This is a genomic window from Sphingopyxis macrogoltabida (assembly GCF_001314325.1).
GTDB classification, from domain to species: Bacteria; Pseudomonadota; Alphaproteobacteria; order Sphingomonadales; family Sphingomonadaceae; genus Sphingopyxis; species Sphingopyxis macrogoltabida.
This window is the reverse complement of sequence record NZ_CP009429.1, coordinates 1,385,441-1,408,701: the sequence shown is the minus strand read 5'-3', so window position 1 is coordinate 1,408,701 and position 23,261 is coordinate 1,385,441. Positions and strand designations below refer to the sequence as shown.

Here is a 23,261-nt window from a genome sequence, read left to right as displayed (position 1 = left end):
CTCAGCGGGCGGCTTCGTTGCCTTGACGTGCACCTTCTCCCCGCAGGCTGTCGAGGCCAACGCGAAGGGGATCATCAGAAGCGGCAGCGGCATCGCGCGCGCGTTCGTTTTGCGCATCGACCGTTCCTTTCGTGTCGTGGGCGACGTCCAGCGCCTCGGCATCGGCCGCGGCGTCGGCGTCTTCGAGCATTTCGGCAGCGGATTCCCATTTCGCCCGTTCGTGGTCCCGCCCCTGATCCCATGCCCAGCAATAGGCCAGGTACAGCGCGAGGAAGGCGAGTCCGATGGTGAGCGCCCATGCGGTGACAGTCGCCATGCGAGCGCCGAGACGGGGCGCGAGCGCATAGGCAATGAGGCTGATCATGACTTCGGCTCCTCCGCCTGCGCCGTCTCTCCCGGCCTCAGGATGACATCGGGCTCGGGGGTCGAGGATCCAGTCGCCTGCGCGACGGCAACCACGGCATCAGCGAACTTCCGGCTGTTCTCAGCCTTGGTCGCATCGATCGCGTCCTGCCCGACCTTGTTCACGAAGTAGAAGCCGAGAGCCATGACGGCCATGCCGCTGAGCTGGCCCACCATGTAGGTGATGATCTGCTCGTTCTTCTCGGGGATCACCTTGAACAGCAGGAAGGGGATCACCGCCACGAAAGCGCCGACCAGAAGGAAGGCGAGGATGTTGCGGGTGCGCTCGATCTGCTCGACGGGGGTGCGGTTGGTCATGCCATAGCCTCCCGCCGCAGCAACTCTTCGATCAGGTCGTCTGCGATCGCTTCCACAGCGGCGAGGCCGATGGTGCCACCGTTGACGGCGATCCGATCATCCTTCCACCCGGGCGTCGCCGCCTTGGCGTCCAGATTGTTGGCCTTCCAGTAATAGCCTGCCGACATCATCCCGCCCTCGGGCGTGCGAATGTAGGCAGGCACGTCGGCGAGCGGAATGCCCGCCGCGTCGGCGAACGCCTGCTGGTTTTTCTTCCCCGTCGTCTGCTTTGGCCCGAAGCCGCGATGACGCCATCCATCGCCAGACGCCGGCGGCCCGTTGCCCATGCGGTTCGCATAGACATTGTTCGCCAGTTTTTCAGGGTTGTGCGCGAGGCTGTGCGCGAGCGCGTTCGGCCCGTTCGCCGCCTTGCCGCCGATCGCATAGCGCCCCGGCCAGACTTCGGCCATGCGGCGCGCTGAATAGTTCAGGTTCTCTTCTAGGCGGGTCAGGCCCATGCTCTCGACGCTGATATTTGCAAGGAAGCTCGCGACCTCGCGGAAGGTGTCGATTCCCCAGCGATAGCAGGCGTCCTGCGTCGGCTTCACCCACTGGAGGAGGTTCGCTCGCTTGTTCTGCGGGAAAGCGAGGCAGAGGAAGTCGATATCGATCTGGCGCTGCGCAAACGACAGGTCTTGCGCGATCCGCGGTTCCGGGCGGGGCTGGATAACGACGGGCTTCGGGGTTGGGACCAGCACCTTCGCCGCCGCGAGACGGGCCATGTCGAGCATCTGGATCGGGGTCATTGCTTGCGCTCCGTCGGCTGTGTCCGGTGGTAGGATTCGAGGTCTGTCACCCGCTTCCGCAGTTCGATGATGTCGGCCTTCGTCGTGTCGGTGATTTGCCGCTCGTCGATGCGCGCGACGGTGATCTGAAGCTGGTTCAGCGTATTGGCCATCCAGAGTATCGCGGCAGCAACGAGGGTGGCCCCGATACCGGCGCCCCACTTCACATAGGTGGGCGTGTCAGGCTTCGGCGCAGCGGGCGCGAAATGGGGATGGGTCTGCACAAATTCCCTGATCGCTATTTCGGCCGAAGCCTTGCCGACTTGTTCGGCGATGGCGCGGGTCGTTGCGGCGTCTCCGAGGCTCTGGGTCATGACCGGACCATTTCGGTGTTGCCGGTGCCGTCGGTCATCTCAGTCCACCCGCAGGATAAGCGCCGCGACACCGTTGGCAACGACGACAGGCAGCGACCCGGCGACAATGCCCGCCGAGAGGGTTACGCCGCGCGCCTCCACGACCGTGAAGTTGCGGCCGATCAGGTCATCGGGCAGCGGCAGCCGATCGAGGCCAGGCTTGTCGATCCAGTCGGCATAGACATAAGCTCCACCATCCGGGGTGCGGACGGTGTAGAGACTGAGACGCGCCGAACTGCGCGGGATAATATGGCGATAGGCCGCCATGCTGTACCGCTCGCCCGCCGCTGCGGTGCGGGCGCCGATGTCGAGGACGCGGCCATAGATTTTGCCCGACGTCTCGATTTCGAGCGCAAGATTGGCCACCCGCGTGCGGCGGACGCCGGGGGCGACATCGCCGATTGGCAGGAAGCCGGTCGCAAAGATCGCATCGGACCACAGCGTCAGCGCCCGCGATCCATATTCGCCCGTCGCCTGCAGCTTTGCCGCGTCGAACTTGATCGCCTCGTTACCAGCGACGGTCAGGTTGGCGGCGGCCCCCCGACTGTAATCGATGCTGTTGCCCTGATAGGTGAACGGCACCGCACCGGGTACGACGATGCTGAGCGGCGAGCCGAGGAGCCCGACCTGAAAGCCGCGCAGATATTCCATCGCCGTCGATTTCAGGACCAGCCAGTCGCAATAGATCGTCAGTTGGCCGTCGCGGTCGAAATAATGGGTCAGCGTCTGCGTATAGCTCGCCGCAGCGTTGACCGGGGCGCCCGATGCGCCGCCGTTCGCGACCCACCACGCGATATAGTCGGGGCGCGAGATGAAATCGCAGCTTTCGACAATTTTGACGTCCCTCGAATAGGGCCAGTCCCCCGTCTGATCTTCGATGGTGACGCCATCGACCATGACGCGGATGCTGTAATTCTTGTGCGGCGGGAACCAAGATTTGCCGAGCTGCGCGGTGATGACGATATTGCCGGTGTTGGTCGCACCCGAAACATGCGTCCACGTCCCGGTCGTCATGAAAGCGTTCGTCGTCCGGCGCGCCATCAACAGCTTGTTCGCGTCCAGCACCTTGACCAGCACAGACTCAACGCCCGATTGCGCCCATACCGATCCTTCGTCGGCGGTGACCTTGCCATGCCCGTTCGCGGTGCATTCGCTGATGCGATAGCCGTGGTTGCCGCCCAGATCGGTACCAAGGATCTTGTCGGGCGCGGAATCGTCCGACCCGTCGCGAAGCTGCACCCCGCCAATCCGGTTGTCGCGCAGGTTCACGCGGCACGGCGCGGCAGTCAGGTTCGGCACAGGGAATGCGACAAATCCGTTGCGGATCAGCGTTCCCGATCGCGCGCTTTCGACATAGCTGATCCCGCTCCCGGCAAGATGCAGCGTCGCACCCGCAGACGAGGGCGGCCAGACCGAAACCAGTTCAGCCGTGCTGCCGAACGGCTCATAGGGCAGCGCGACGGCCCCGGCGTTGACCATGATCTGCGACGGCTCGGGTTTGCCCGGAAACGCCACCGTCAGCTTCATAAATGCTGCAGTGGCAGGCGCGGTCACCGTTTTGGGATCGAGCGTGGTGTTGACCGGCAAGATGGGCCCGGTCGCATTCGGCCCGGTGTAGAAGGCAACTTCGGCCTGCCGGTTACCGTTGGTCGAGATGGTGAACTGATCGCCCGGCGAGCAAGGGATGTCGGCGCTGACCGCTGCGGATACGTTCGGGGACAGCGCGCCGGTCGACGACTGGATGTAATAGCCGGTCACCTTCGCCGCGGTGTTATATAGGTTCGAGCTTGGCGTGTTGCGATAGATGGCACCGCCGGCCTCAGGATCGGAAACCACGGCAAAGGCTTCACCGCTATTGGTGATCAGCAAACCAGCTTCGGGGCTCTCGGCCTGACGGAGCATGGTCCCGGTGTCGATCTCGTCGACGATTTGCTGCGCGCTCTTCGTGCCGGGGCCGCCGGGTTCGGTGCCGGTTGCCCATGCTTCGGACAGTTCTGCGCCCTCCTTGGCGCTATAGGTTCCCGGACCGCCCGGCTCGGTGCCTTCGGCCCATGCTTGGGCTTCGTCTACGAGGGGTTGGACGGCACCTTCGAGCGCGTCCTGAAATGACGTATCAACGACCCACGCCCCGCTCTGGACGATCCAGAAGCCGTTATTTTCCGGGTCCACGGCGTCGTAAACGCGGCCCTGCTTCCCGTTGTCGTCCACTGTGACAGCGGGCAAATCAGCCACATCCTCGTAGGCCGGGATTCCACTGACAATGCCGGTGATGTTCTGCTGCAGTTCGGTGATCGCCGCCAGCAACCCTTCGCGCGAGGGCTCCATATTGGGCTGCGGCGGATTGCCGAAAAGTGCGTCCCTCGCGGTTTCGACTGCGCCCATATTCCACCTGCCTGAAATAATATTACGCCGTCATATCAAGTGACGTAATTTTAGACAAGCTTGTTGAAATATTCGGAAAGCCTAGGTGACGACAGCGGATACCGGACCGGCAGGAGTTGCCTCAAGCGATCCGCCATCGGTTGCAACATTCCAGTAGTAATATGTCCCCGCGCTCAGCGGCGTGTCGACGATGGACTGCACCTCACCCACGCCACCGCCATAGCTATCCGCAATCTTGGTTGCGGAGCCGAAGACGTTCGTGGTCCCACGATAAATATCCGACGAGAAGAATCGGAGGTCGTTCGGGTTCTTCCATGAGAACCCGGCTTGGCCAACGCCATCGACAGTCGAAAGGTTGGTCGCGGGCGGCATCGCATCTTCCGGCGTGATGACGCCATATTCATAGGCCGAACCCCGCCCCGACGAGACGACATAGCGATACCGCACCGTATAGCCGCCCCCGCCTTGGACCGGCCCGCTGACCGCCTTGTCGACGTTGATCGTCATCGAGGTCCAGGGGTCGTTTTCGTCGCCCGTGATTTCCGAGGTCAGGATATACTCTGCGACATAGGTGGCATCGTCGCGGGGAATCGGGGGGAAGTCGATCTTGATCGAACCGTCGCTGTAATAGACGCTCTCGCCGCTGATCGCGGGGAAGGAAACCGTGCCCTCGCTGCCATCGACAACCGGCTTCGGCTGTTCCTCGCCGGGCAGCAGGGTCCAGCGGCTGGCGTTGACCGGGACCGCGCCGAATCCGGTGAAGATGCCGGCGCCGTCAAGTTCGACAGGGGTCGCGATCTCATAATCCCCGGCGAAGGTGTTGTCATAGTTGATGTTGACGATGCGTTCGTGGCGGCATTTCAGGCCGCGAAGGTTGGTGATCGGAGCGATCTTGTGCCGAGGCTGCACCCGCTGACCGATCGCCTTGGCGAGGCGCATCGCCTGATTGTGATTCTGGCACGGCAGAATGTCGACGGTCAGGAATTTCGGCGTCGTCAGCGGGTCGTAATAGAGCGGATTGATCCACGCTGCCGACGGCTGGACCGTATAATTAGCCGCCGGCTCGGTATAGCGCACGATGACGCCCTGCGTTTCGCTCTCGCCGTCCTGCGCCTCGATGCTGGACAGAGCCATAATATCCCGGTTTCGAGAGAGGGCGACCGTCGGCGCCGCATAATGGCCGACGCTCACCCATGACTTTCCATCCTCGCCGAACAGGATGAAGCCGTCACAGGCTGCGAGAATTTCTTGCTCGGCATCGACGCGGCGCGCCTCGTCGACGATTGCGACGCCCGCTTCATATCGCTTCTGCGTTCCCTCGATGCCCTCGACGTCCTGATCGCAAATGTCGGCTTCGGTCGCCATGCGCGTCCAATCGATCGAGCTTTCAGGCTTCCCGCGGCCGAACGGGTGCGTGCGAAACCACGCCCAGACCAGCGCCGCGTTGCGCGTCGGCTTATATGTGGTGCGGTCGCCCAGAACCTGTTCTTCGTCGCGCGGGTCGTAAGCATTCGCCCAATCCCCGCGCACGCTCAGCGCGGCCTCGCCCAGCCCGATCGGCCCGCGCCAGCGATAGATCTTGTAGCGATGCTCGATTTCGAGCGCATCCATGCAAACGACGCTGAATGTCGTGCCGACCAGTTTGTGATCCGCGGTCCATTTTGTTGGGAAGGCGGCATCGAGCGCGGCAATGCGCGGCGGCACAGGGTCGGTCTCGCTATAGGTCGTCGTCCAGATGCGAATATAGCCTTTGCCCTCGCCGTCGGTTTCGGCAGGGTCTTTCGCCTTGTTCGTCTTGAGGCGGAATTCCTTTTGGTAGACGTAGCCCGACCCGTCGAGCGTGACCGGTTCGTCGTCGAGATAATAGGAATAGCCCGGATGCAGGATTTCGTCACTGTGGACGACGACATACCACCAGCGGCCCTGATCATCGAATTCGGCGAATAGGACGCCCCCGCCCTGCCGGGCCGTGCCGCAATTCAGCCAGCGCGGCGGCTCGGGGATTTTCACATTGACCTTGCTCGCCTCCATCTTGGACCGAGACTTGTTGCCGAACACAGCGCCGATCGCGGCGCCGAGCAATTTCGGGCCGACGATCAGCGCAACATAGGGCACAAACACAGCCAGAGCGGCGAGCGCGACGAGACCCACGATCTTCTTGACGGCCGCCATCAGGCCGACCCCGCCCAGACGCCGAGGATGGTCAAAAATCGGAGCTTGAGTTCCACCACCCCGCGTTCCAGCCTCACGGCCGCGCTATCACCGGTGCAAAGGCCGCCGATGGAACCGTCATCATAGGCGATCTCAAGCACGTCGCCGCGCGAGGGGGCGCCGGTCTTCACGACAGCGCCGGCAAGCGCCAGCAAACCCGGAATGCCTCCATGGGCGGCCATCTGCGCCTCTGCGCCTTCTGCCGTCGAATATTGGCTGAGAAATTGCCCGGTGACGTCCCGGTGTCCGGTTCGCGCGAGGTACTGCCCGATCGACAACATGCAATCCGACTGGCCATAGACGAAGGCCGATCGCCGCCACTCGCGCAGCGTTTCGTCGACCACATCCATCATGGCACCTGGTAGGTTCGGTTCGCGAGCAGCGCCAGATATTCGGCCCCGCGATCGACGGAAACGCCAAGCTGCTGTGCGCGGCGCTTCTGCATGGTGTCGGCATAGGTGCGTCCGGGCGTTTCGCTGCGACCGTGATTGTTGTCCTTGGCCGTGATCGAGGCCGTGTAATTCTTGACAATCGTTCCAGATGCGGCGCGCTGGATCTGCTCGTCGAACTTCGGCGAGAACATGATCATCTCTTTATAGAAGCTGACCGGCGTGTTCGGACGCAGGCCCTCGCCCTCGACAAAGAGCACGAGATAACAGGTCAGCTTGCGGCCGAAGACCTGAGCCTGATCGGCCTTCAGAGAGTTGTAGAGTTCAAGCGTGTCTTCGCCGGGAATCGTTGGGATGTTCAGCGCAAAATTGTAGGACGCCGCCGTTCCGTCGCGACCATCCTGAAGCGAGGGGGTCTTGTGTAGATTGCCACCGTTCGCGTTGATCGTCCCGAGCCATTCATTCCCGTTGCTGTCGATAGCATTGCCCTGACCGTCCCAGAGACGAACGGGCTCGTCGGCGAATTCGTAGTGCCAGCACTTCCGCGCGGTCGCGACGATATCGGTCACATCGTCGGCATCGCCGAGGATTTCGTCGATCATGTCGTAGAAGGCGCTCATACGATCGCCTGCTGCAGGATGATGTTGCCGGGCTTCACATGGCCGAGGCTATTATAGGCCGAGCGAATATCGGCGCCGTTGCTGATGCGCCCGGTGAACCAAGGGCGAAGATAGCAGTTGTCGCCCGGCGCGATATCACGGCACAGCGGCGTGGTCACTGTCGCGGCGGCGATGTCCCCGGAATAGATGACCTCATCGACCAGATAGCAGTCGTAATCATGACCGATGACATGCCCGGGCGAGACGATCTGGCCGACGCCGGTCAGGTCGAATTCGACGACGAGCGAGCCGCGGAGCGCGGGGGCGGTATAGACGGCCGTGAAGTCGCCGTCCCAATTCTCCTGATTGGACCATGTTTCGCCATTATCCCACGGCAGTGCGAGCATGCCGCGCTTGCGGCTGTATGCGACCTGCGGCGAGGGAGCGAGGCGGGCGCGGAAGACCTGCCCGCTGATCTTCGACATGATCCACGATGCGAGCGGGGCGTCCCATTCGGTGTCAATGATCGCCGGCTGCATCTCGAGAACGCCGAAGCCGCCGGGCTCGGGCGTGATGAACTGCGCGCCGCCCGAGGTCAGGCCGCCGTCATATCCGGCGCCCGGCGTATGAAAGAGCTGGTTTTCGATGCGAAAGGTCGGGAACTGGTAAATTTTCATCCCACTAGCACCCCGTCGCGCTCGAGCTGCTCGAGCAGCGATTGCAGCTCGCGTTTTATCTGCGCGATTGTCGCTTCGCCGCCTTGCTTGATCATCGCGACCGCTGATTCCGGTGTGAAACCGCCGTCAATCCTGATTTCCTGATTGATGTCGCCCATGATGATGGGCGGCGGGCCGCCCCGGCCGCCGCCTCCGCCGTGCGCCTGCACGCCAAGCTTGCCGTCGCTACCGCGCGTGAGCGGCATAACAGCTTCTGGCCCGGCCTCGCCGGCCACGCCCAGTTTGCCTCCATTCGCGAATTTGAAGAGGGTCGGGCTGTTGAGGATCGAATTGCTGAATGCCGCGCCATTCGCAAAATAGTGCGCGCGGTCGAAAGCAGCGCCTTTGGCGAAGATGCCGGGGTTCGCGGCGATGAGGTTCAACGACGCTGATTGGAGACTGGAGCCTCCAAAAAGACCGCTGAAACTGCCGAACAATTTTCCCAGAAACCCGCCGCCTCCGCCGCCCGAGAACATGTTCTCAAACGCACGATCCATGAGCTTGTCGATTATGCGGTTTAGGCCATTGACGACGCTATCGGCGAACGCCTTGAAAATGTTTTCGCCCTGTCGGACACCGTAGGCCCAATCCGAAAAGAAGCCCCGCGTCACCTCGCGCGCATCTGCGATTGCCTTCGCCTGCTGGTCGATGGCGTACCGGGCTTTCGCGTATGCGGCGCCGGCTTCTCGTATGGCGGCGATCTCTTCAGGGGATTGCCTAACACGCGCGCGCTGCGCCTCGTTGAGCCGCTCCGAGATGAAGGCATATTCAAGCGCTGCCTCTCCGGTCAGTTGAAGCCCGGACCGCTCAAGGTCCATGGCATACGCTGTGTCTTCCGACCATTTTTTAAGATCAGCGATTCGCTTCGCTTGGGCATCCGCCTCAATTTGATCGGACAGGCCGCCAGTGATGGGCTTGCCGACGACCCAAATTGCGCCTTTAGGCAAAGCATCGCGGATCTTCTTTTGGGCTTCCATCTCCCTTGTCGCGCGGGCCAAATCGTCTCCGTAGAGACCAACCAGCTTCCGCTGATCTTCCATTGCATCAGTCTGCTTACGGATGTCGTCAGTGTTGGACGTGATGACCTCAGACATATCGGCGGCGACCTTGGCGCCAGCGTAGGTGGCCGCCAGATCCTCGATTTTCTTCGTCAGTTCGGGCGTAACCTTAATGCCAGCCGATGCGGCGGCATTGAGCAGCTTCGTTTTTTGCTCAAGTTCTGCGGCCGCCTCCGCCGACATTTCAACCGCCCTGGAACGGTTCTGCTCGACAGTGATCTCGGCTTCGGCATTGCGGATGAGATCGGCCGTCTTTTCAGCATCGGTCTTGCCGCCCCGACGTCCGGAACGCTCCCGCGCCTTGCGACCGGCGGAAGCCTCCTCGCGGAAAACGTCGGACAAAGTTCCGGTGTCGATCGACTTTTCGATTTCATCGGCGATCTTCACCTTTGCCGCCGAAGAATACCGCTTGGCGAGCGTCGTCAGGAAGTCACTTTCCGAAATCCCGGTCTTCGAAAAATCGATGTTCTTGGCCTCACGGGCGGCAGCACTTTCCCCAAGGATGCCGATATCCACTCGGCGCGCGATGTCCCGCAATTTCTCGCGCTCGAACTGAGACGCATCATATCCCCTTGGATTGAAGATCGATTGCAGGACGCCGCCATAGCCTCGCACGGGGGAATTCACGGCATCCTGCAAACCGGACGCTGCGGCTTCCTTATCCCGCGCGGCCTCGCCACGCAGATTCGCCGCCATCAGGCGCGCGTTAAGGATGAGCATTTCGTTCTGCGATTTGATCTTGCCCGTGGTCAAATCGAACATCTTGCCGAGCACGCCTTGCGCATCGCTGAGACCGTCAGATGCCAGTTCGACACGCTCCATGGCCTTGTCGGCCTCAAACAGGCCCGCGACCATCTGCAACAGTGCGTCGAGCATGCCGCCGATGATAACGCCAATGAGCCCGCCCAAAATTCCGGCGAGGCCGGAAACGATTGCCGATGTGGCACGAGACGCCGTGCCCACCGCCGCGACCCCCGTAGCTGCACTCGTTGACGCAGTCCCAGCCGATTTGTTCGCTGTCGCCAGCCGCTCGAGATTGTTCCGGTATGCTATGACGTGCGCGTCAGATTGCTGTGTTGCCGTAGAGGTTCGCGAAACAGCCCCAGCGAGCGCCGTCTGCGCGGTGGCGGCATGCCCCGACGCCGTGACAATGCCCTGAAGATGATTGCGATATGTCACGACGTGGGCATTAGCCGCGGCGACCATCTGCGTGGCCTTCGCGACAGACCCGCCCGCCTGATCGGCGGCGCGAGCGGCGCGAGCGTAATCCTGCGCGAGCTTCGCGGCATTCCCATTGCCGGACAGCTTCCCGGCCGATGCCGCTGCCCGATCAGCCGAGGCGCTGAACTTGTCGAGATCCGTCGTCGCGCTGACGACATCCTTGCTTTCGACGCTGAGATTTAGCGCGGCGACATCCACGTCACTTCTCCCTCTGCCGGTTCGTGGCTGAGCGCCAGGCTTCCATCGGAGATCCTGTGGCGAGCGGCTCGTCTTCTGACTGGTTGGCCTTCATGAGAAAAACGCGATCGAGGGCGCGGATGCAGTGCTCGAACAGATGAGCATCTTCGTCGCCCCATCCCGAGACATGCGCTGCAATCGCACTCGCCGGGATGGGGCCGTAGCCGAAGCCGATCTGCCTTTCGGTGGAGAGCCGCCAGAAGTCGCCAAGCCAGACATCGTACCCTTCCAATATTTCGGGCGGATAGAGGTCTTCCGGGATTTCCGTTCCGTGCTCCTCTTCGCTTTCCCGTGCCGCCTTCCATTCTTCATGACGATCGAGCGACCAGAGGAGGGCAGCGGTTAGTTTCCCGCCGCTTCCTCGGCCGTCTCGGCGATGCGTTCAGCGACCTGATCGCCGGCCCATTCAACGGCCCGGCGGTATGCATCGCCGATCCCGAAATCATCGTCGGCCGTGAGCAACGCCAGCGCCTTTTTCGCGTCATATTTGAGCGGCTTGCCGTTCTCGGTCACGCCATCCCAATCAAGCAGGATGTGTTCGGCGAGCGCGCTGCCCATGGTGACAGCGAAATTGACGACGCCGGCATCGGTACGCAGCTTCTTGCCGCTTCGCCGCGCAAGGCCGGCGCTGGCAATCTTGAACGGCTTGAAGTTGGTCGAGCGGACGAGGAACCGGACGCCTTCCATGTCCGGAACGTCTTCGATCCACGTGCCGGGGTTCAAGTCGATTTTCTTGCCGAGATTTCCAATATCCATAGCTCTTCTCGCTCGGGCAGGTTCGGGCCTAAGGACGACGGCAGCCCGAATTGCCGCCGCCCTTAGCTGGTTAGACTTCGACGATGTTCGTGTTGGGCTTGATCGAATGCGTCGCCATTCGGGCGGCGTTGGCTTCACCGCCGTTTTTGCTCTTCGAGAGCACAATGCCGTAAAAGAGGTCGGTTTCGCCCGCCGGCTGTGCGGTAGCGATGATCTCGTCAGCCGTTGCCGCGAGCGTGGTCGTGATGCCGGCCCCGCCTGGCGTCGCCGAAACCGAGAAGCTTGTCGGGGTCAGTCCGGTTTCGCGGACGTAATATACGGTCCCAGCGGTGAGTCCGGTGGGCAGGTTGCCGCCCTCAGGCTCGAAGATGACGGGCGATCCCGCCGCAAGCCCGTGCCCACCGGGCCATGTCACAATGCCGGGCGCAGCTACGCTGATCGTGACCGGCCCTTCCGATGCGCAACCGGCGCCCCATTCGACTTTGAAGGCGTAATTCGCGCAGCCATCGACAGCCTGACGCAGGCGGATCTGGCCGGGGTCCGTGGGAAGCGGCGCGAAAACGTTTTCCATCGCCGGGGAATTTGCCGTGCCTGCAATGGTGGCGTCGCGATCAGCGCCGATGAAACTCTGAGTGATGGCGGCGCGCGCATCGCCGAGCGGCCCCGAGTTGGTCCAGCCGTTGATTTCGAGCCATTCGGATTCCTGTGCCGTGAAGTCGGCGAGGGTGACGCGAAGATCGGTCGGCAATGCGACTTTCGTCCCGATATAGATTTTTGATCCGCCAATCCGCTGCAACATGTTCGTCGCTCCTGTTGACCGCCAATGCGGCTCCAAAGTTGCCGAACGTTACATCAGAAGCCCCATATGCGCAATATTCTTACGTCGTGGAGAATTTTTAAGTCGCTACCGGGGCATTCGATTGCCGCCGCTCGTTGGCTGATTGAATTGGGTCCCGCGGCCGAGTAGCCTGCGGCTTGTTTTCGGAGGCCCCTCATGATTCTTGCGATACTTCTGGTAGGCGCCGTCCCAGCGTCAGGGACATGCGACAAGCTCGCCGAGGAATATGAGGGTGCCAGTAAAAAGCTGGCAATGTCGATGGCCGACGGTCTCGGAGACACTAGCGCAATTCGCAAAACAATGCGTGAAACTCAAGATGCGAACGTATTGGCCGAGGCGCAGCAAACGCTAAATCTGATGGTGGCACACAAGTGCAGTCTGCCAACCACCACCCCTAAGGGCGGGCTCTATCTCATCCCGGCAATTGAATGCCGTACCGCTCGTCTAAAGCAAGACATGGGCGAGATTTCGTCATCGGATGAGGCCTGCGATATGTCCAAATGGGTGAAAACCCAAGGCGACTGATCCTTGGCCCAAGTCAGCGAGGATGAGACTCGAGCCCTTCGCGGATTGATTGATCGACTCAATACTACCGAACCACTCAACTGGAATCAGTCAGAGGCGATGCGAGGCGCCCATCTATTTGATTGGAGCGGAACGGACATCGGTCCCGCTATATTGGAGCGACACCGTGCGCGCTATCGGGCGAGAGCCTTCGATATCGCGCCAAAGCACGGTGAATTTTTTGGGAAGATGGCTGATCAAGATTTGGGCTGGAACGTACAATTTCTCGGTCGCTTGCTGGATGATTGGTTCGCCAACGCTCATTTCATGCCGCCCCATTGGCCCGACCGAATATGCGTTTTACTGAGGAAGGCCAAGGAGTTCGAATTGGAGCGCGACTTTCTGGCCGCGTTTATCCGCCACTACATGACGCCATTTACGACACCCAAAAACTGTAGAATTCTTGCTCGTGCAAGTAAAATAGGGGTTATATCCTAAGTCGACGCCCAAAACACCCTGACCACACAAACCCTAACCGCCCCATCGACGAACGGCTGCATCACTTCCGAATCCTGCGTCACGCGCAACCGCGACGGGCCGAACGACATGCACTGATCCGCGGGGAAGTGGGCGGCGATCTGGCCCGCGATTTCCTTGAGCTGCGTGTGCTCGATCGCCCGCGCAATTGGCCACTGGACGGTGATCATCAACGTCCCGCTGCGGATATGCAAACGAGGATCGATGCCGACGCGATCGGGCGTGTTGGTCACGTCGCTGAGCAGCAAGTAGGGCGCAGGATTGCCATCGTCAGTGGGCGGCGTGAAGATGTCCCCCGGCTCGAAGCGCGGCATCACCGGATCCGTCACCAGCGTATCGATGCGGGATTTCAGCGCGAGCCAGTCGGTGGTCTGTATAGATGGCATTATTTCCCTCCGAGCCGCGCGGCTTCGGCTTTGAGGATCGCGGGCCATTTGGCTGCCACCCGCTCGGCAAAGCCATTTGCGCTCTGATTATAGGTCCGCCCCAAACTGTCCTCGCCCTTGAAGCCATAGTTGACGCGGGCAGAGTAGATCGCCTGCCAGCCGACATACGCCTCTCCGCCTGGCACGAGCTTGGACACCCCGAGCACGAAGTCCTGCGCGGTGAATTTCTGATCAGGCTCCCCGCGCTTCGGCGGCTTGTCGTCGATGACGACCGACCGCGCGAGGTTTCCTGACCTGACAGGAACCTCGGCGGCGGCCGCCTCGCCGAGCTTCTGGACGGAGTTCTTGAGCAGCGCCGTCATGCGCTTCTCTGCGTTCTCAGCCCACGCGGCGGGGTTAATGCCTGTCCAGCCGGTCGCCATTACTTGCCCTTGGCGGCTTTCGGTTCGGCGGGCTGCAGCTTATGGTCTGCCGTCCATTCCTGCGGAACTTCGCCGATCGCGGCGATGGCCGGCGGCGCATCTTCGGGCGCCTTGAAGCCGATCTTCTCGCGCAGCACTTCCACCGTGATGCCGGCTGCTTCGGCCATGCGACCATGCAGGATCGCCGTGCGAATTTTCTGACAGTTCTGGCAAGCCATTGTCGTTCTCCTCAGGTTAAACCGTATGCAAAGTTCAGGAAAAAATCGGTCCCACATCGGCAGTTAGCGTTATTCTTGACACCACCAGCCGGGTCGTGGCTGTGAAGCATGACGCTGCCGTCGGGGAGAAAGAACGGGGCGTTGATCCCGGTGACGGTCTTTCCGTCGATTGCCTCGTGGGTGTCGCGTGCGTTCTCCGGGTCGCCGTAGTGGCGCCACGTCTTTTCCACGGCCTCGGCGGGCAGTCCCTCCTTGTCGAGGGCTTGCTGATAGGCTTCGGCGCGGGCCGACATCACGCCCTGCGCCGTTTCTGTCCGAGCGATATCCTCGGCGCGGCGGGCGACCAGCCGATCCGAATATTTCGCGACCATCTCACTGATCTTGTCATCGGACAGCGGATTTGGCTTGCCGGCAGCAACCGCGGTGATGGCTTTCTTGATCGCTGGATCGAACCGACGATCGCGCAGCGTCATGCCAGAACCCGGTACCCATTTGCCCTGCTTGTCGAAGCGGCCGAGAACCTTCATCATTTCGTCGGCATCGCCCGATTGGAGGCGTCGACGCATATTCTCAACATACCCAGCCTGGGGGTCGGAAAGGCCGATTATCCCGCCCTCCCGGCGACCGCTTAGCGGATTGACACGCCCGGCAATATCCGTCGCAATTGTCGTCGGACCCTCGCCCCGCGCGAAACCATCGGCGATCACTTTTCGGGCCGTGTCGACCTGTTCGGATACATATCCGACGACGCGCGACGCGGCCTCGCTGCGGATTTTCTCTGCCGCGCGTGGATTCGACATATCGAACCGGAAATTCACGTTCCCACCGCCGGGGGCGGCCAATGTCGGCGGATGCGGCGGCTCGTCGGTTGGCGGGATCAACGGCGAGCTGATCGAAGGCAGGTCCGTCGTCTCGCGCTTCGGCAAGGCTGCGCGGCGTTTCGTGATCTGTTCGGACACCGCCGCGCCCGCGTCCGCATATCCCGCCTGGCGCTCGATCAGGTACGACGAAAAGGCCGAGTTCTCGATATTCAGCGCGGCAACAGCGCGATCAATGTCGCCGGCGCGCAGAGCCGCTTCCAGAGCTGGCATATCGATGCCGTTGCGCAAGTCCCGGATGGCAGCGAGGAAGGCATCCCGCAGCCGCGGCTCGAGCTTATCGATCAGGGACTGCAGCTCGTCGTTCATCGCACGATGAACCTGATCGCGCAGACGACGCCGACCGCGGGAATGTTGTCGATCTTGAGGACTGTCACCGGCGCGCCGTCGAGTTCGAGCACGTCGCCGGGGTCATAGGCCGCGCCCCACGGTGCGACGATGACCTGCTTATCGGTGGCGACGATCTGGCCACCGGTTTCGACCGGGGCGCCGATCAACTCCTTCGCGACGCCGCGCGCTGCGCCGTTGAGGGGGGTACGGACATACGTCGAGGGTGCAGGCGGATCCCATGGGTTCGCACCGGGCGCGCCGGGTGTTTCACGGACGAGCGCTATCGATCCCTGCCCCAGTCCTCCCTCACTGGTCGGGGCGAGCAGTTCCGTCGCCATGGCGCGCATATCGGCGTAGAATTCGCCCATTAGCAGCCACCCAGCGTCCAGAGGAAGGCCGCGCCGGTATCGTCGCAGACGAATTGCGAGAGCAGCCCATCGATCTGGCTGTCGATGAAAGACGGCCCGCCGCCGATCTCGGCCTTGCCGTCGTCGAAGAATTCGCGCTCGATCACGTCGACCTTCTGGCGCTTCACGCGCTCACCGGCCGTTCCGGTCCCACCGGTGAGGATGCCGGGCGCCTGCGCGTCCAACCAGCCCGCGCGATAGGAGGCGGTGATGACCGCAGGCGGAATCACATCATCGGGGACGGGGACGGTGCAGTTTACCGTCGCCCCGGTGCGCGGCCAGCCGAGTTCCTGCATCACCCCGCCGACGCGCTGGCCGGTCCAGAACCGTTCGTATCCGTCGACATAGGCGCTGCCGCGTGCGCGCAAGACCGCCGGCGCAGGCGCACCGTCGGGCAGTTCATAGCCCTGTTCCGCGAGCCAGTCGGTGAAGCCTTGGTCGGTGCCATATGCGGCCATGGGTCGGTCCTACGAAAAAGGGCGGGCGACGTTTTCACGCGGCCCGCCCTTCGCCCCGGAATGAAGCGGGTGGTTATTCGGTCGGGCGCTTCGCGTCCGGTGCCGCAGCTTCGATCGCCTCGCGCGTCACGACCTTGCCGGTGATCTCGGCGACGACCTCGACCGCAGGAAGCCCGGCCTTGGTCCAGTGCTCACCGTTCTTGGCATCGAGCAGATCGACCGCTGCCTTGATCTCGTCCGCGGTGGCGGGGTCGGTCGAAGGCTCCTTGCCCTTGAGCAGTTCGACGATCTGAGCCTTCAGGCCGTCGATGTGCTCGTTGGCGGTCGCGAGGGCGGTTTCCGCCGTCTCGGCGCGTGCCGTGAGAGCGGTGATCGCGGTCGCATGGTCAGCCTTCAGGCCGTCGATGTGCTCCTGCGCCTTGGCGATCACCTCGCGGCGCGCCCGGCCAACGTCGCTGTCGTCATCGTCGTTGACGATGAGTTCGGCACCCTCGGCGGGTTCTGCCCCGACGATAGCAACGCGACCCTGCCAGCCGACGGGAATATCGCCCGACATGCTGAACTCGGTTCCGAGGGGAACTTCACCCGTCGGGTTTTCCGCGGTCGCGACACCATAGATGCCGGGACCAATCACGCGAACGAGCTTTTCCTTTGCCATCACCCGGCCTCCGATCAGTTGACCACGACGCTGTAGAAGACGCCGCTCTTGCCGTTCCAGTCGGAACGGATGTCGATGCCCATCGCCGCCATGACGAGGAAGTTATAGTCATCGACGGGGTTGAGGCGGACGGCGGCGGTCGTCGAAGCGGCCATGCCGATCAGCGGGCGGATGTAGTTGCTGCTCGGGACGAAACCGAAGAACTGGTTGCCCGAAAGCTTGTGCGTGACCTTGATCGACTTGATGCGACGGTTGGTCAGCATGAAGTCGAAGATGCGGCCGCCCTTAAAGCCGGCCGAGCCGCTGTACTGGCGATCCCAGTTGCGAGCGATCTCGGGCGAGATGTAGAGATTGACAGCTTCCGTCACGAGGTTGGCGTCCAGCATCGCGCCGAACGTTTGCGTGAAGAATTCGTCGATATCGTCGGCGGTCGTGTTCGGATCGGCGAGGTCGATATTCGCGCCGCCCACAGCCGAGCCGAGGTTGATCGACTTGGCATAGGGGTGGTTGCGGATGCCGTAACCGACTTCGCCCTCGAAGGTCAGGGTCGTGTCGCCGTCGAGCGCATAGTCGGCCATGTCCTCGCGGATCGCAGCGGTGTGCGATTCCTGGTCATCCGACAGCGCGTCGAAGTTCTCGCTCTGCAGCGAGTTCCATTCGCGCCAAGACCGGCCATAACCGGTGTTGAAGATCGGGACGAGCGTGCCACGATAGTCGTAATCGGTCTTGCCGAGCACTTCGGGGACCTTGCCCGACAGCGAGCGGCGGACCGTGCCCGAATCGCTGGCCACGCGATATTTGAAGGCGATCTTGCCGATGTGGATCGGGCGGGCCAGCGCCATGAGGTCGGCCATATAGGTCTGACCTTCGTCGTCGCGCATAACGCGGCGGGTGATGGTGTCCATTTCGAGCCAGGCATCGCGCGGCAGGACTGCGGCGGCGTTGGTCACCAGACCGTAGTTGCGCGCCATATTGGCCATGAGCGGCGCCATGGCATCCTCGCCCATGCGGAAGGCCTCGCGCTGCGCCGATACCTCAGCCCACCATGCCTGATGCGGGCGGCTGTTTGCCATGAGGTTCTGTGAGAAATAACGCATTTCGATGCCCCCTTACGACGCCGCGGACAGGTAGCTTGCCGAACCCGCCGGGCGGATGCGGACGAGCTGGGTGCTGCCGGTGTTGTTGTTGTAGATCTCGTCCGAATAGGCGACGATCAGGTCCGACGTGCTGGCGATCCCGAGCGTGCCGTTGGCTGCCGGGGTCAGCGGCGTGCCGACCGCGGTGATGTTCACGCCATTCGCGACGCGGGCCGCGTAATGGGTGTCATCTTCCAGTTCGAGACCGATAACGCGGTCGCCGCGCACTTCGGGCGGGCCGGCGGCATACGCCTTGTAGGCGGCATCGACGTTCTTCTGCGCGAGGTAGTTTTCCTGCGCGAGCCAGACCTTGCCGACGGTGGCTGCTCCAGCGAGGGCGAAACGGCCGCTCGACAGAACAATGAGGCAGCCCGGCGTGATCGCCGCGCCGGCCTCGGCTTCTCGGACCTGCGGGTCGTTACGACGAGCCGGGCCAAGGTGGATGCGGGTGTAGCGTGCCATGGATCAGTCCCCCTCGGGCAGCTTGTAATCCGGCTTTTCGCCGGAAGGCTTGAACGCGCTGTTCACGCGGAAGGCGGTGGTCGGCTGCTTCGCCTTTTCGAGAAGGGCGTTCAGCACGATCGCGGGGGTTTCCTTCGCGACCGCCTCTTCGAGCACGCCAGCCTCGACGGCCTCGTTGACCAGAGCGGCATGCTCGGCGTCGGCCTTGGCCTTATCGGCGGCATCGCGTGCGGCCTGCGCATCGGTGAAGGGCTTGAGCGCGGTGCTGACAGCATTCGCGATCGTTTCCGGGATCGAGGCGACGGTTTCGGACAGCGTCTTCACCTCCCCCGAAAGTGCGTCAAACTGCGCTTTGTCCATGTCGTCCTCGCTTGCATTCAGGGCAGCGCCCTTGGTGGTTTCGGGCGTCGGGTCGCCCTGCACGATGCCACTGATAAAACTTTTGATGCGTTCAATCAACGATAATCGTTCTTTTCGTTCAATAGCACGCAACATACTTTCAACAGACCAGCCCAGATCGCGGTCGATGTCATCAGCGAGCGTGCAGTTGACGACTTCGATCTCATCGCCAGCAGCGTTGACAAAAATACCAACGCCGTCGTCGGGATTGGCAGCGCCCGCCTCGTTCAGGAGAATCGCGTCATGCTCGAGGAACATGTCTCGCGCGATGAAGCTATATTCCTTGCCCGCCGGGGCCGCCTCAAGGTTGGCGAGCACGCACGTGCTGGTGTGAATCGGCTGTTCCTGCTCGATGCGTTCAAGAAGTTCGCGGCCGCCCTGCGATTGGTTGGCGACTTGGACGTCGATCGCCTTGTCCAAGAAGACGCGGCCGTTCTCCCGGCGCACATTCTCATTGTGGGCGCCGACATAGGAGCGGGCCAATCCCTCGGGACTACGCGCCAGCACGAACTTGCCGTTGACGACGGGGTGCCCGAGAGGAGCCGGCGCGCCTTCCAGCGCCTTGTAGGCCTTCTCGATTTCTTCGGCGGGGTACATGATGCCGCCTTGATGGCTGCCGTTGCCCTTGCCGTGCATCACGACATCGTCGGGAAGGGTCGCGCTCGGCACGACAATCACTTCACGGCCATCGCGCATCTCGCGACGGATTTTGCTGGCATTGACCAGCGTAGCGACGTTCACGCGAATCTGCGTCATGGTTCTACCTCATCATCGGGAATCGTCTGCGTCGGCCCATCCTCGGCCCTCTCGCGCGCCTTCGCCTCGCGTTCGGCGAGATATTCGGCAAAGCCTTCGACCTCATCGCCGGGCTTGTAACCAGCCTCTTCCCTGATTTCGTCGGGGAGGAAGACGGGTTCGGCACCGGCCTGCTGGTTGATGGCCGACATCTTCGTTGCGCGGTCGAGCTTGTCGTCGGGCGAAGCTTCGAGGAGCGAAGTCCAGCCGATGGTCCAATCCTTCTTTTCGAGCACGCCCCATGCAACGAGGCGGTCGATGAAGTCCTGCAGGATCGGCAGTACGCGGTTCTCGCGGCGGGACATGCAGGTCTCGGCCCATTCGGTCTTGTCTTCGGTGCTGGCGCGCTCGCCGGTGATGTTGCCGACGAGGATCTTGAACGGGATGCCCATGGAGGCCGCGAACGACTGAACGCAGGGCTCCCAAAGCTCCTTGGGCTGGGGGAGCGTGATTGTCAGGGGCGAGACACTGAAACCGCCGAGCATCAGCATATTGTCGTGGCCGGACTGGAATTCGCCGACCTGTTCGTTGAGCTTGTCGATGACATCGGCGGGTGTGCTGGCGCCCATCCCCCGCTGCACGTCAGCGGGCGTTACACCTTTCGGCGCCTCGATGATCGGAGCGCCACGCGATGACTTCCAGAAGCCTTCGCCCCCGGCGCCCTTGATCTTCTCAGCATCGGCGACGTCGTTGAAGCCGGGTTCGAGCGCGGAGTTGCAGTTCAGCGTCCCGTCGTCCGACCAGATCAGCACGCGGTCGCGGTGGATGCGGACCTGGCTCTTCTTCGCGGTGGTGGGATTGCCGACGGCCTGCTCGTTGAACTGGTAGTAGAGCGGGTCGCCATAGGTCTCGCTGGTCGGAACCTCGTCCCACTCGACCGGCTCAAGTTGGCCCTGCCACGCCGGGATGACGCCGACGACATTCTCGATGCCGCGACGCACGGCGGTGACGGGCTGGTCCAGCGCCATGCCATCCCGAAGCAGGATGATTGCGCCCGCATATTCGCCGACCATCGACCGGCGATCGGCATCCATGAGCGAGCGCCAGATTTTGCGCTTTGTGAAGTGCTTGCGGATCGCGGCTTCGGCGGGGCTCTCGGCTGGCTTCTCCCCCTCCCAGAGCGCGGGCATGGTCTGCCATGTCTTGCCGATGGTCTTGTCTACGGCCGCAGCGGCGAGGCCCGAGCGGCAGTACATGCGATGGAACTGGTCGAACCCAAGCGTTTCAGGCCAGCCATAGTCCTTCGCATAGTCGTGCTTGGTGTTCAGCCCATATGCGAAGGGCCAAAACCGGCGGAGCAAATCCCGGCCTCGATCATAGGCGTTCGCGATGAGAGATGGTTGCGCCGACATGACGCTTAGTTACGCGATGTTGCGTAATCGCGCAATAATATTACCGAGTGAGGATCCAGCCCTGTTGCGCGTTGGTCTCTGCTAGCATGTCGGAAATGGCGTCCATGAGCGGGTCAACCTGATCGTCCCAACCTGTCCCGAGCCCGTCGAACATCTGCAATTCGGCGCGTAGCGCGACGGTATATTCTGCGTCGGCGGGAAGGTGGACCATTCCGGTCGCGACCCAAGGTGCTGCATCTAGGCCGCGCGTATATTTATCGCGGTCTCGCGGGATGCCGATGACTGGAATCGTCTTCTTGCGGAGCGACTGGATCAGGCCCGTTCCCGAAGCCTTGTCCTCGACGTTGAAGCCGCGAATATATTTACCCTTGTGCTTCTCCCAGAAGGTGATGGCCATCTTCTCGAGCTGGGGCGCCTCCCATTTGTCGCGGATCTGGTCGACGAGATAAATCCCGGTCTCAGCCTTCCCCCATAGCTGGAAGACGGAATAGTCGTTACGCTCGCCGGTCTTCTGGGCCGTGTCCGCGTAGATCGCGTAATATTCGATCGGCGGCAGTTCGTGCCACCATTTGAAGCCGTCCATGTTGAACAGCGCACCCTCGGCTGAGACGGGGCGCTGCATGTATTGGCTGGCGAAAGTGTAGGCATCGGCCTTCAGGACTTCGATTTCATCCGCGTTGTGCTTGTCTTCCCACAGGGGGCCGTCGGGCAATCCGTGCGCGATGGGTATGCCGTGCGTCCATTCCGGCGGATATTCCTCGGCATTGTTGATGACGACGGGCAGATTGAGGTGATGCCATTTCTCGCCGGTCCCGCCGGTCAGCAGATGGCCGACGAAATCATCCGAATGCAGACGCTGCATGATGACAATGATCGGCACACCCTCATGCGCCAGACGCGAGCGGAAGGTGTTCGTCGCACGCTGGTTCACGTTTTTCCGCTTCGTCGGCGAGAACGCGTCATCCGGTTTCAGCGGGTCGTCGATTACGAGCGCGCCCGTGAATATGGCACGGTCCATCGTGCCGGCGCGGAAGCCGGTGATCGGGCCGCCCGCGGCCTTGGCGAGCACTCCGCCGCCCTCGCTCGTCTTCCAGCGATCCTTGGCCTTGCTATCGACGCGAACCGAGACGGCCCTGACCGACTGGTAGCCGTCGAGCGCGATGAGCTGCAGCACCTTGTCGCTGTTTTCGCGGGCGAGGTCGTCGGAAAAGGTCGAGTGGATGAACCGGGCGCCGGGGTTGATGTGGAAGCCCTTGGCGATGAAGTTGACGACGGCCGCTTCGGTCTTCGTGTAGCCAGGCGGGACGGTGATGATCAGGCGTGCGATCTCTCCTGCCAGAACGAGGTCCAGCGTGTCGCCTATGACGCGGTGATGCGGCCCCTCGATGAATTCCATCCCCTCGCGTTCGGGGAAGAACCAGCGCGTGAAGTCGAGAACCTTTCCTTCGGGGGCGAGCGCCGCCGCCTTCCGCTTGGCGACGACAGCCGCAAGCAGCGAAAGGCGGGCGGCGCGATCGTCATTCGAGGCCGAGCGAGGCTGGATCAATGCCAAGGCGCTTTGCCTCCTCGATGAGAGATGCTTGAGTTCGGTCCTCAGTCAGGATTGGCCCGCCATTCGGTCCGGCGAGGCGGCGTTCGTTGGTGTATGCATTGCCCATCTCTTCGGCCGCCTGCTTGTTGAGGGCCGCGGCAAGCGGGAAATTGCCTTTCGCTTCGGCCTTCGCCGCCATGCGATAGAGGGCGCGCAGCCGCGTCGAACGATGCGCGATCGGGATCGTGCTCGTGTCTTCGACAAACGACTTCCGCGCCTGTTCGAAATAGAGCTTCCACTTCGCCGCTAGTTTGCGACCGGCATACTTCGTCGGGTCATAGGCCTGCACAGCCTGTGGGGTGAGCACGACCCCATATTCCGCCTTTACCGCCTCCACGACCTGCGTCGGCGTGTCGAACGACGCAAGCCCTTGAACCACAAAGGCTTTAATCTCGTCGGTCATGTCGGATCGATTTGCTGCCAT

General features: G+C 62.2%; 28 protein-coding genes. 2 read left to right on the top strand and 26 right to left on the bottom strand.

Annotated elements, in window-relative coordinates:
- Position 1 precedes the first annotated feature (1 nt).
- From LH19_RS07030 to LH19_RS06970, 13 genes are all read right to left on the bottom strand, one after another.
- On the bottom strand, positions 2 to 364 hold the full coding sequence (locus LH19_RS07030; protein ID WP_054726354.1) for a hypothetical protein: 363 nt from the start codon (positions 362 to 364) through the stop codon (positions 2 to 4).
- Entirely contained in the window at positions 361 to 720 is a 360-nt protein-coding gene (locus LH19_RS07025) for a hypothetical protein (RefSeq protein WP_054726353.1), read from the bottom strand. Before LH19_RS07025 ends, LH19_RS07030 begins: the two co-directional genes overlap by 4 nt.
- Positions 717 to 1,505, bottom strand: a complete 789-nt coding sequence (locus LH19_RS07020; RefSeq protein WP_054726352.1) for a glycoside hydrolase family 19 protein — start codon at positions 1,503 to 1,505, stop codon at positions 717 to 719. Before LH19_RS07020 ends, LH19_RS07025 begins: the two co-directional genes overlap by 4 nt.
- Positions 1,502 to 1,858 (bottom strand): hypothetical protein, encoded by a 357-nt coding sequence (locus LH19_RS07015; protein ID WP_054726344.1) that lies wholly within the window; start codon positions 1,856 to 1,858, stop codon positions 1,502 to 1,504. Before LH19_RS07015 ends, LH19_RS07020 begins: the two co-directional genes overlap by 4 nt.
- Before the next feature lie 39 nt (positions 1,859 to 1,897).
- A complete protein-coding gene (locus LH19_RS07010; RefSeq protein WP_054726340.1) occupies positions 1,898 to 4,279 on the bottom strand; it encodes a hypothetical protein in 2,382 nt (793 codons plus the stop codon).
- A gap of 81 nt (positions 4,280 to 4,360) precedes the next feature.
- Positions 4,361 to 6,451: a phage tail protein gene (locus LH19_RS07005; protein ID WP_201258449.1), complete on the bottom strand. Its 2,091-nt coding sequence runs from the start codon at positions 6,449 to 6,451 to the stop codon at positions 4,361 to 4,363.
- Entirely contained in the window at positions 6,451 to 6,843 is a 393-nt protein-coding gene (locus LH19_RS07000) for a DUF6950 family protein (protein ID WP_054726338.1), read from the bottom strand. The genes LH19_RS07005 and LH19_RS07000 overlap by 1 nt, the downstream gene beginning before the upstream one ends.
- Entirely contained in the window at positions 6,840 to 7,481 is a 642-nt protein-coding gene (locus tag LH19_RS06995) for a hypothetical protein (protein ID WP_145923426.1), read from the bottom strand. Before LH19_RS06995 ends, LH19_RS07000 begins: the two co-directional genes overlap by 4 nt.
- Positions 7,482 to 7,495: 14 nt before the next feature.
- The gene (locus LH19_RS06990; RefSeq protein ID WP_054726333.1) at positions 7,496 to 8,155 is read right to left on the bottom strand and encodes a hypothetical protein; all 660 of its coding nucleotides are present in this window, start codon (positions 8,153 to 8,155) and stop codon (positions 7,496 to 7,498) included.
- A complete protein-coding gene (locus LH19_RS06985) occupies positions 8,152 to 10,671 on the bottom strand; it encodes a phage tail tape measure protein (protein WP_054726331.1) in 2,520 nt (839 codons plus the stop codon). The genes LH19_RS06990 and LH19_RS06985 overlap by 4 nt, the downstream gene beginning before the upstream one ends.
- 1 nt (position 10,672) lies before the next feature.
- Positions 10,673 to 10,942, bottom strand: coding sequence for a hypothetical protein (locus tag LH19_RS06980; RefSeq protein ID WP_054726329.1), 270 nt, complete (start codon positions 10,940 to 10,942; stop codon positions 10,673 to 10,675).
- Between the two features lie 110 nt (positions 10,943 to 11,052).
- Entirely contained in the window at positions 11,053 to 11,466 is a 414-nt protein-coding gene (locus LH19_RS06975; RefSeq protein WP_054726326.1) for a hypothetical protein, read from the bottom strand.
- Positions 11,467 to 11,536: 70 nt separating this feature from the next.
- A complete protein-coding gene (locus LH19_RS06970) occupies positions 11,537 to 12,214 on the bottom strand; it encodes a hypothetical protein (protein WP_145923427.1) in 678 nt (225 codons plus the stop codon).
- 246 nt (positions 12,215 to 12,460) lie between these two features.
- On the opposite strand from LH19_RS06970, the gene LH19_RS06965 reads away from it, so the two are divergent.
- Both LH19_RS06965 and LH19_RS28520 read left to right on the top strand, forming a co-directional pair.
- Positions 12,461 to 12,829, top strand: coding sequence for a hypothetical protein (locus LH19_RS06965; protein WP_054726319.1), 369 nt, complete (start codon positions 12,461 to 12,463; stop codon positions 12,827 to 12,829).
- 3 nt (positions 12,830 to 12,832) lie between these two features.
- Positions 12,833 to 13,306, top strand: coding sequence for a hypothetical protein (locus LH19_RS28520; RefSeq protein ID WP_145923428.1), 474 nt, complete (start codon positions 12,833 to 12,835; stop codon positions 13,304 to 13,306).
- Here LH19_RS28520 and LH19_RS06955 read toward each other — a convergent pair.
- The 13 genes from LH19_RS06955 to LH19_RS06900 all read right to left on the bottom strand — a co-directional run bounded on the left by LH19_RS06955 (position 13,303) and on the right by LH19_RS06900 (position 23,240).
- Positions 13,303 to 13,731: a phage tail terminator-like protein gene (locus LH19_RS06955; RefSeq protein WP_054726312.1), complete on the bottom strand. Its 429-nt coding sequence runs from the start codon at positions 13,729 to 13,731 to the stop codon at positions 13,303 to 13,305. The two genes, LH19_RS28520 and LH19_RS06955, sit on opposite strands and share 4 nt — an antisense overlap.
- Positions 13,731 to 14,153 carry a hypothetical protein gene (locus LH19_RS06950; protein WP_054726310.1) on the bottom strand — a complete coding sequence of 141 codons (423 nt, stop codon included), beginning with the start codon at positions 14,151 to 14,153 and terminating at the stop codon, positions 13,731 to 13,733. Before LH19_RS06950 ends, LH19_RS06955 begins: the two co-directional genes overlap by 1 nt.
- Entirely contained in the window at positions 14,153 to 14,371 is a 219-nt protein-coding gene (locus LH19_RS28515; protein ID WP_145923429.1) for a hypothetical protein, read from the bottom strand. Before LH19_RS28515 ends, LH19_RS06950 begins: the two co-directional genes overlap by 1 nt.
- 11 nt (positions 14,372 to 14,382) lie before the next feature.
- The gene (locus tag LH19_RS06945; RefSeq protein WP_054726308.1) at positions 14,383 to 15,558 is read right to left on the bottom strand and encodes a structural protein; all 1,176 of its coding nucleotides are present in this window, start codon (positions 15,556 to 15,558) and stop codon (positions 14,383 to 14,385) included.
- On the bottom strand, positions 15,555 to 15,947 hold the full coding sequence (locus tag LH19_RS06940) for a hypothetical protein (protein ID WP_054726306.1): 393 nt from the start codon (positions 15,945 to 15,947) through the stop codon (positions 15,555 to 15,557). Before LH19_RS06940 ends, LH19_RS06945 begins: the two co-directional genes overlap by 4 nt.
- Positions 15,947 to 16,444, bottom strand: coding sequence for a DnaT-like ssDNA-binding protein (locus tag LH19_RS06935; RefSeq protein ID WP_054726304.1), 498 nt, complete (start codon positions 16,442 to 16,444; stop codon positions 15,947 to 15,949). The genes LH19_RS06940 and LH19_RS06935 overlap by 1 nt, the downstream gene beginning before the upstream one ends.
- A 73-nt stretch (positions 16,445 to 16,517) precedes the next feature.
- On the bottom strand, positions 16,518 to 17,102 hold the full coding sequence (locus LH19_RS06930; protein ID WP_054726302.1) for a hypothetical protein: 585 nt from the start codon (positions 17,100 to 17,102) through the stop codon (positions 16,518 to 16,520).
- Between the two features lie 14 nt (positions 17,103 to 17,116).
- Positions 17,117 to 18,199, bottom strand: a complete 1,083-nt coding sequence (locus LH19_RS06925; protein ID WP_054726298.1) for a major capsid protein — start codon at positions 18,197 to 18,199, stop codon at positions 17,117 to 17,119.
- Between the two features lie 12 nt (positions 18,200 to 18,211).
- On the bottom strand, positions 18,212 to 18,700 hold the full coding sequence (locus LH19_RS06920; RefSeq protein WP_054726295.1) for a hypothetical protein: 489 nt from the start codon (positions 18,698 to 18,700) through the stop codon (positions 18,212 to 18,214).
- Between the two features lie 3 nt (positions 18,701 to 18,703).
- Positions 18,704 to 19,855 carry a hypothetical protein gene (locus tag LH19_RS06915; protein ID WP_054726292.1) on the bottom strand — a complete coding sequence of 384 codons (1,152 nt, stop codon included), beginning with the start codon at positions 19,853 to 19,855 and terminating at the stop codon, positions 18,704 to 18,706.
- Positions 19,852 to 21,195 carry an anti-CBASS protein Acb1 family protein gene (locus tag LH19_RS06910; RefSeq protein WP_167346268.1) on the bottom strand — a complete coding sequence of 448 codons (1,344 nt, stop codon included), beginning with the start codon at positions 21,193 to 21,195 and terminating at the stop codon, positions 19,852 to 19,854. Before LH19_RS06910 ends, LH19_RS06915 begins: the two co-directional genes overlap by 4 nt.
- A gap of 91 nt (positions 21,196 to 21,286) precedes the next feature.
- Entirely contained in the window at positions 21,287 to 22,792 is a 1,506-nt protein-coding gene (gene terL, locus LH19_RS06905; protein ID WP_205626793.1) for a phage terminase large subunit, read from the bottom strand.
- Entirely contained in the window at positions 22,764 to 23,240 is a 477-nt protein-coding gene (locus LH19_RS06900) for a DUF2280 domain-containing protein (protein ID WP_201258451.1), read from the bottom strand. The genes terL and LH19_RS06900 overlap by 29 nt, the downstream gene beginning before the upstream one ends.
- Positions 23,241 to 23,261: the final 21 nt, after the last annotated feature.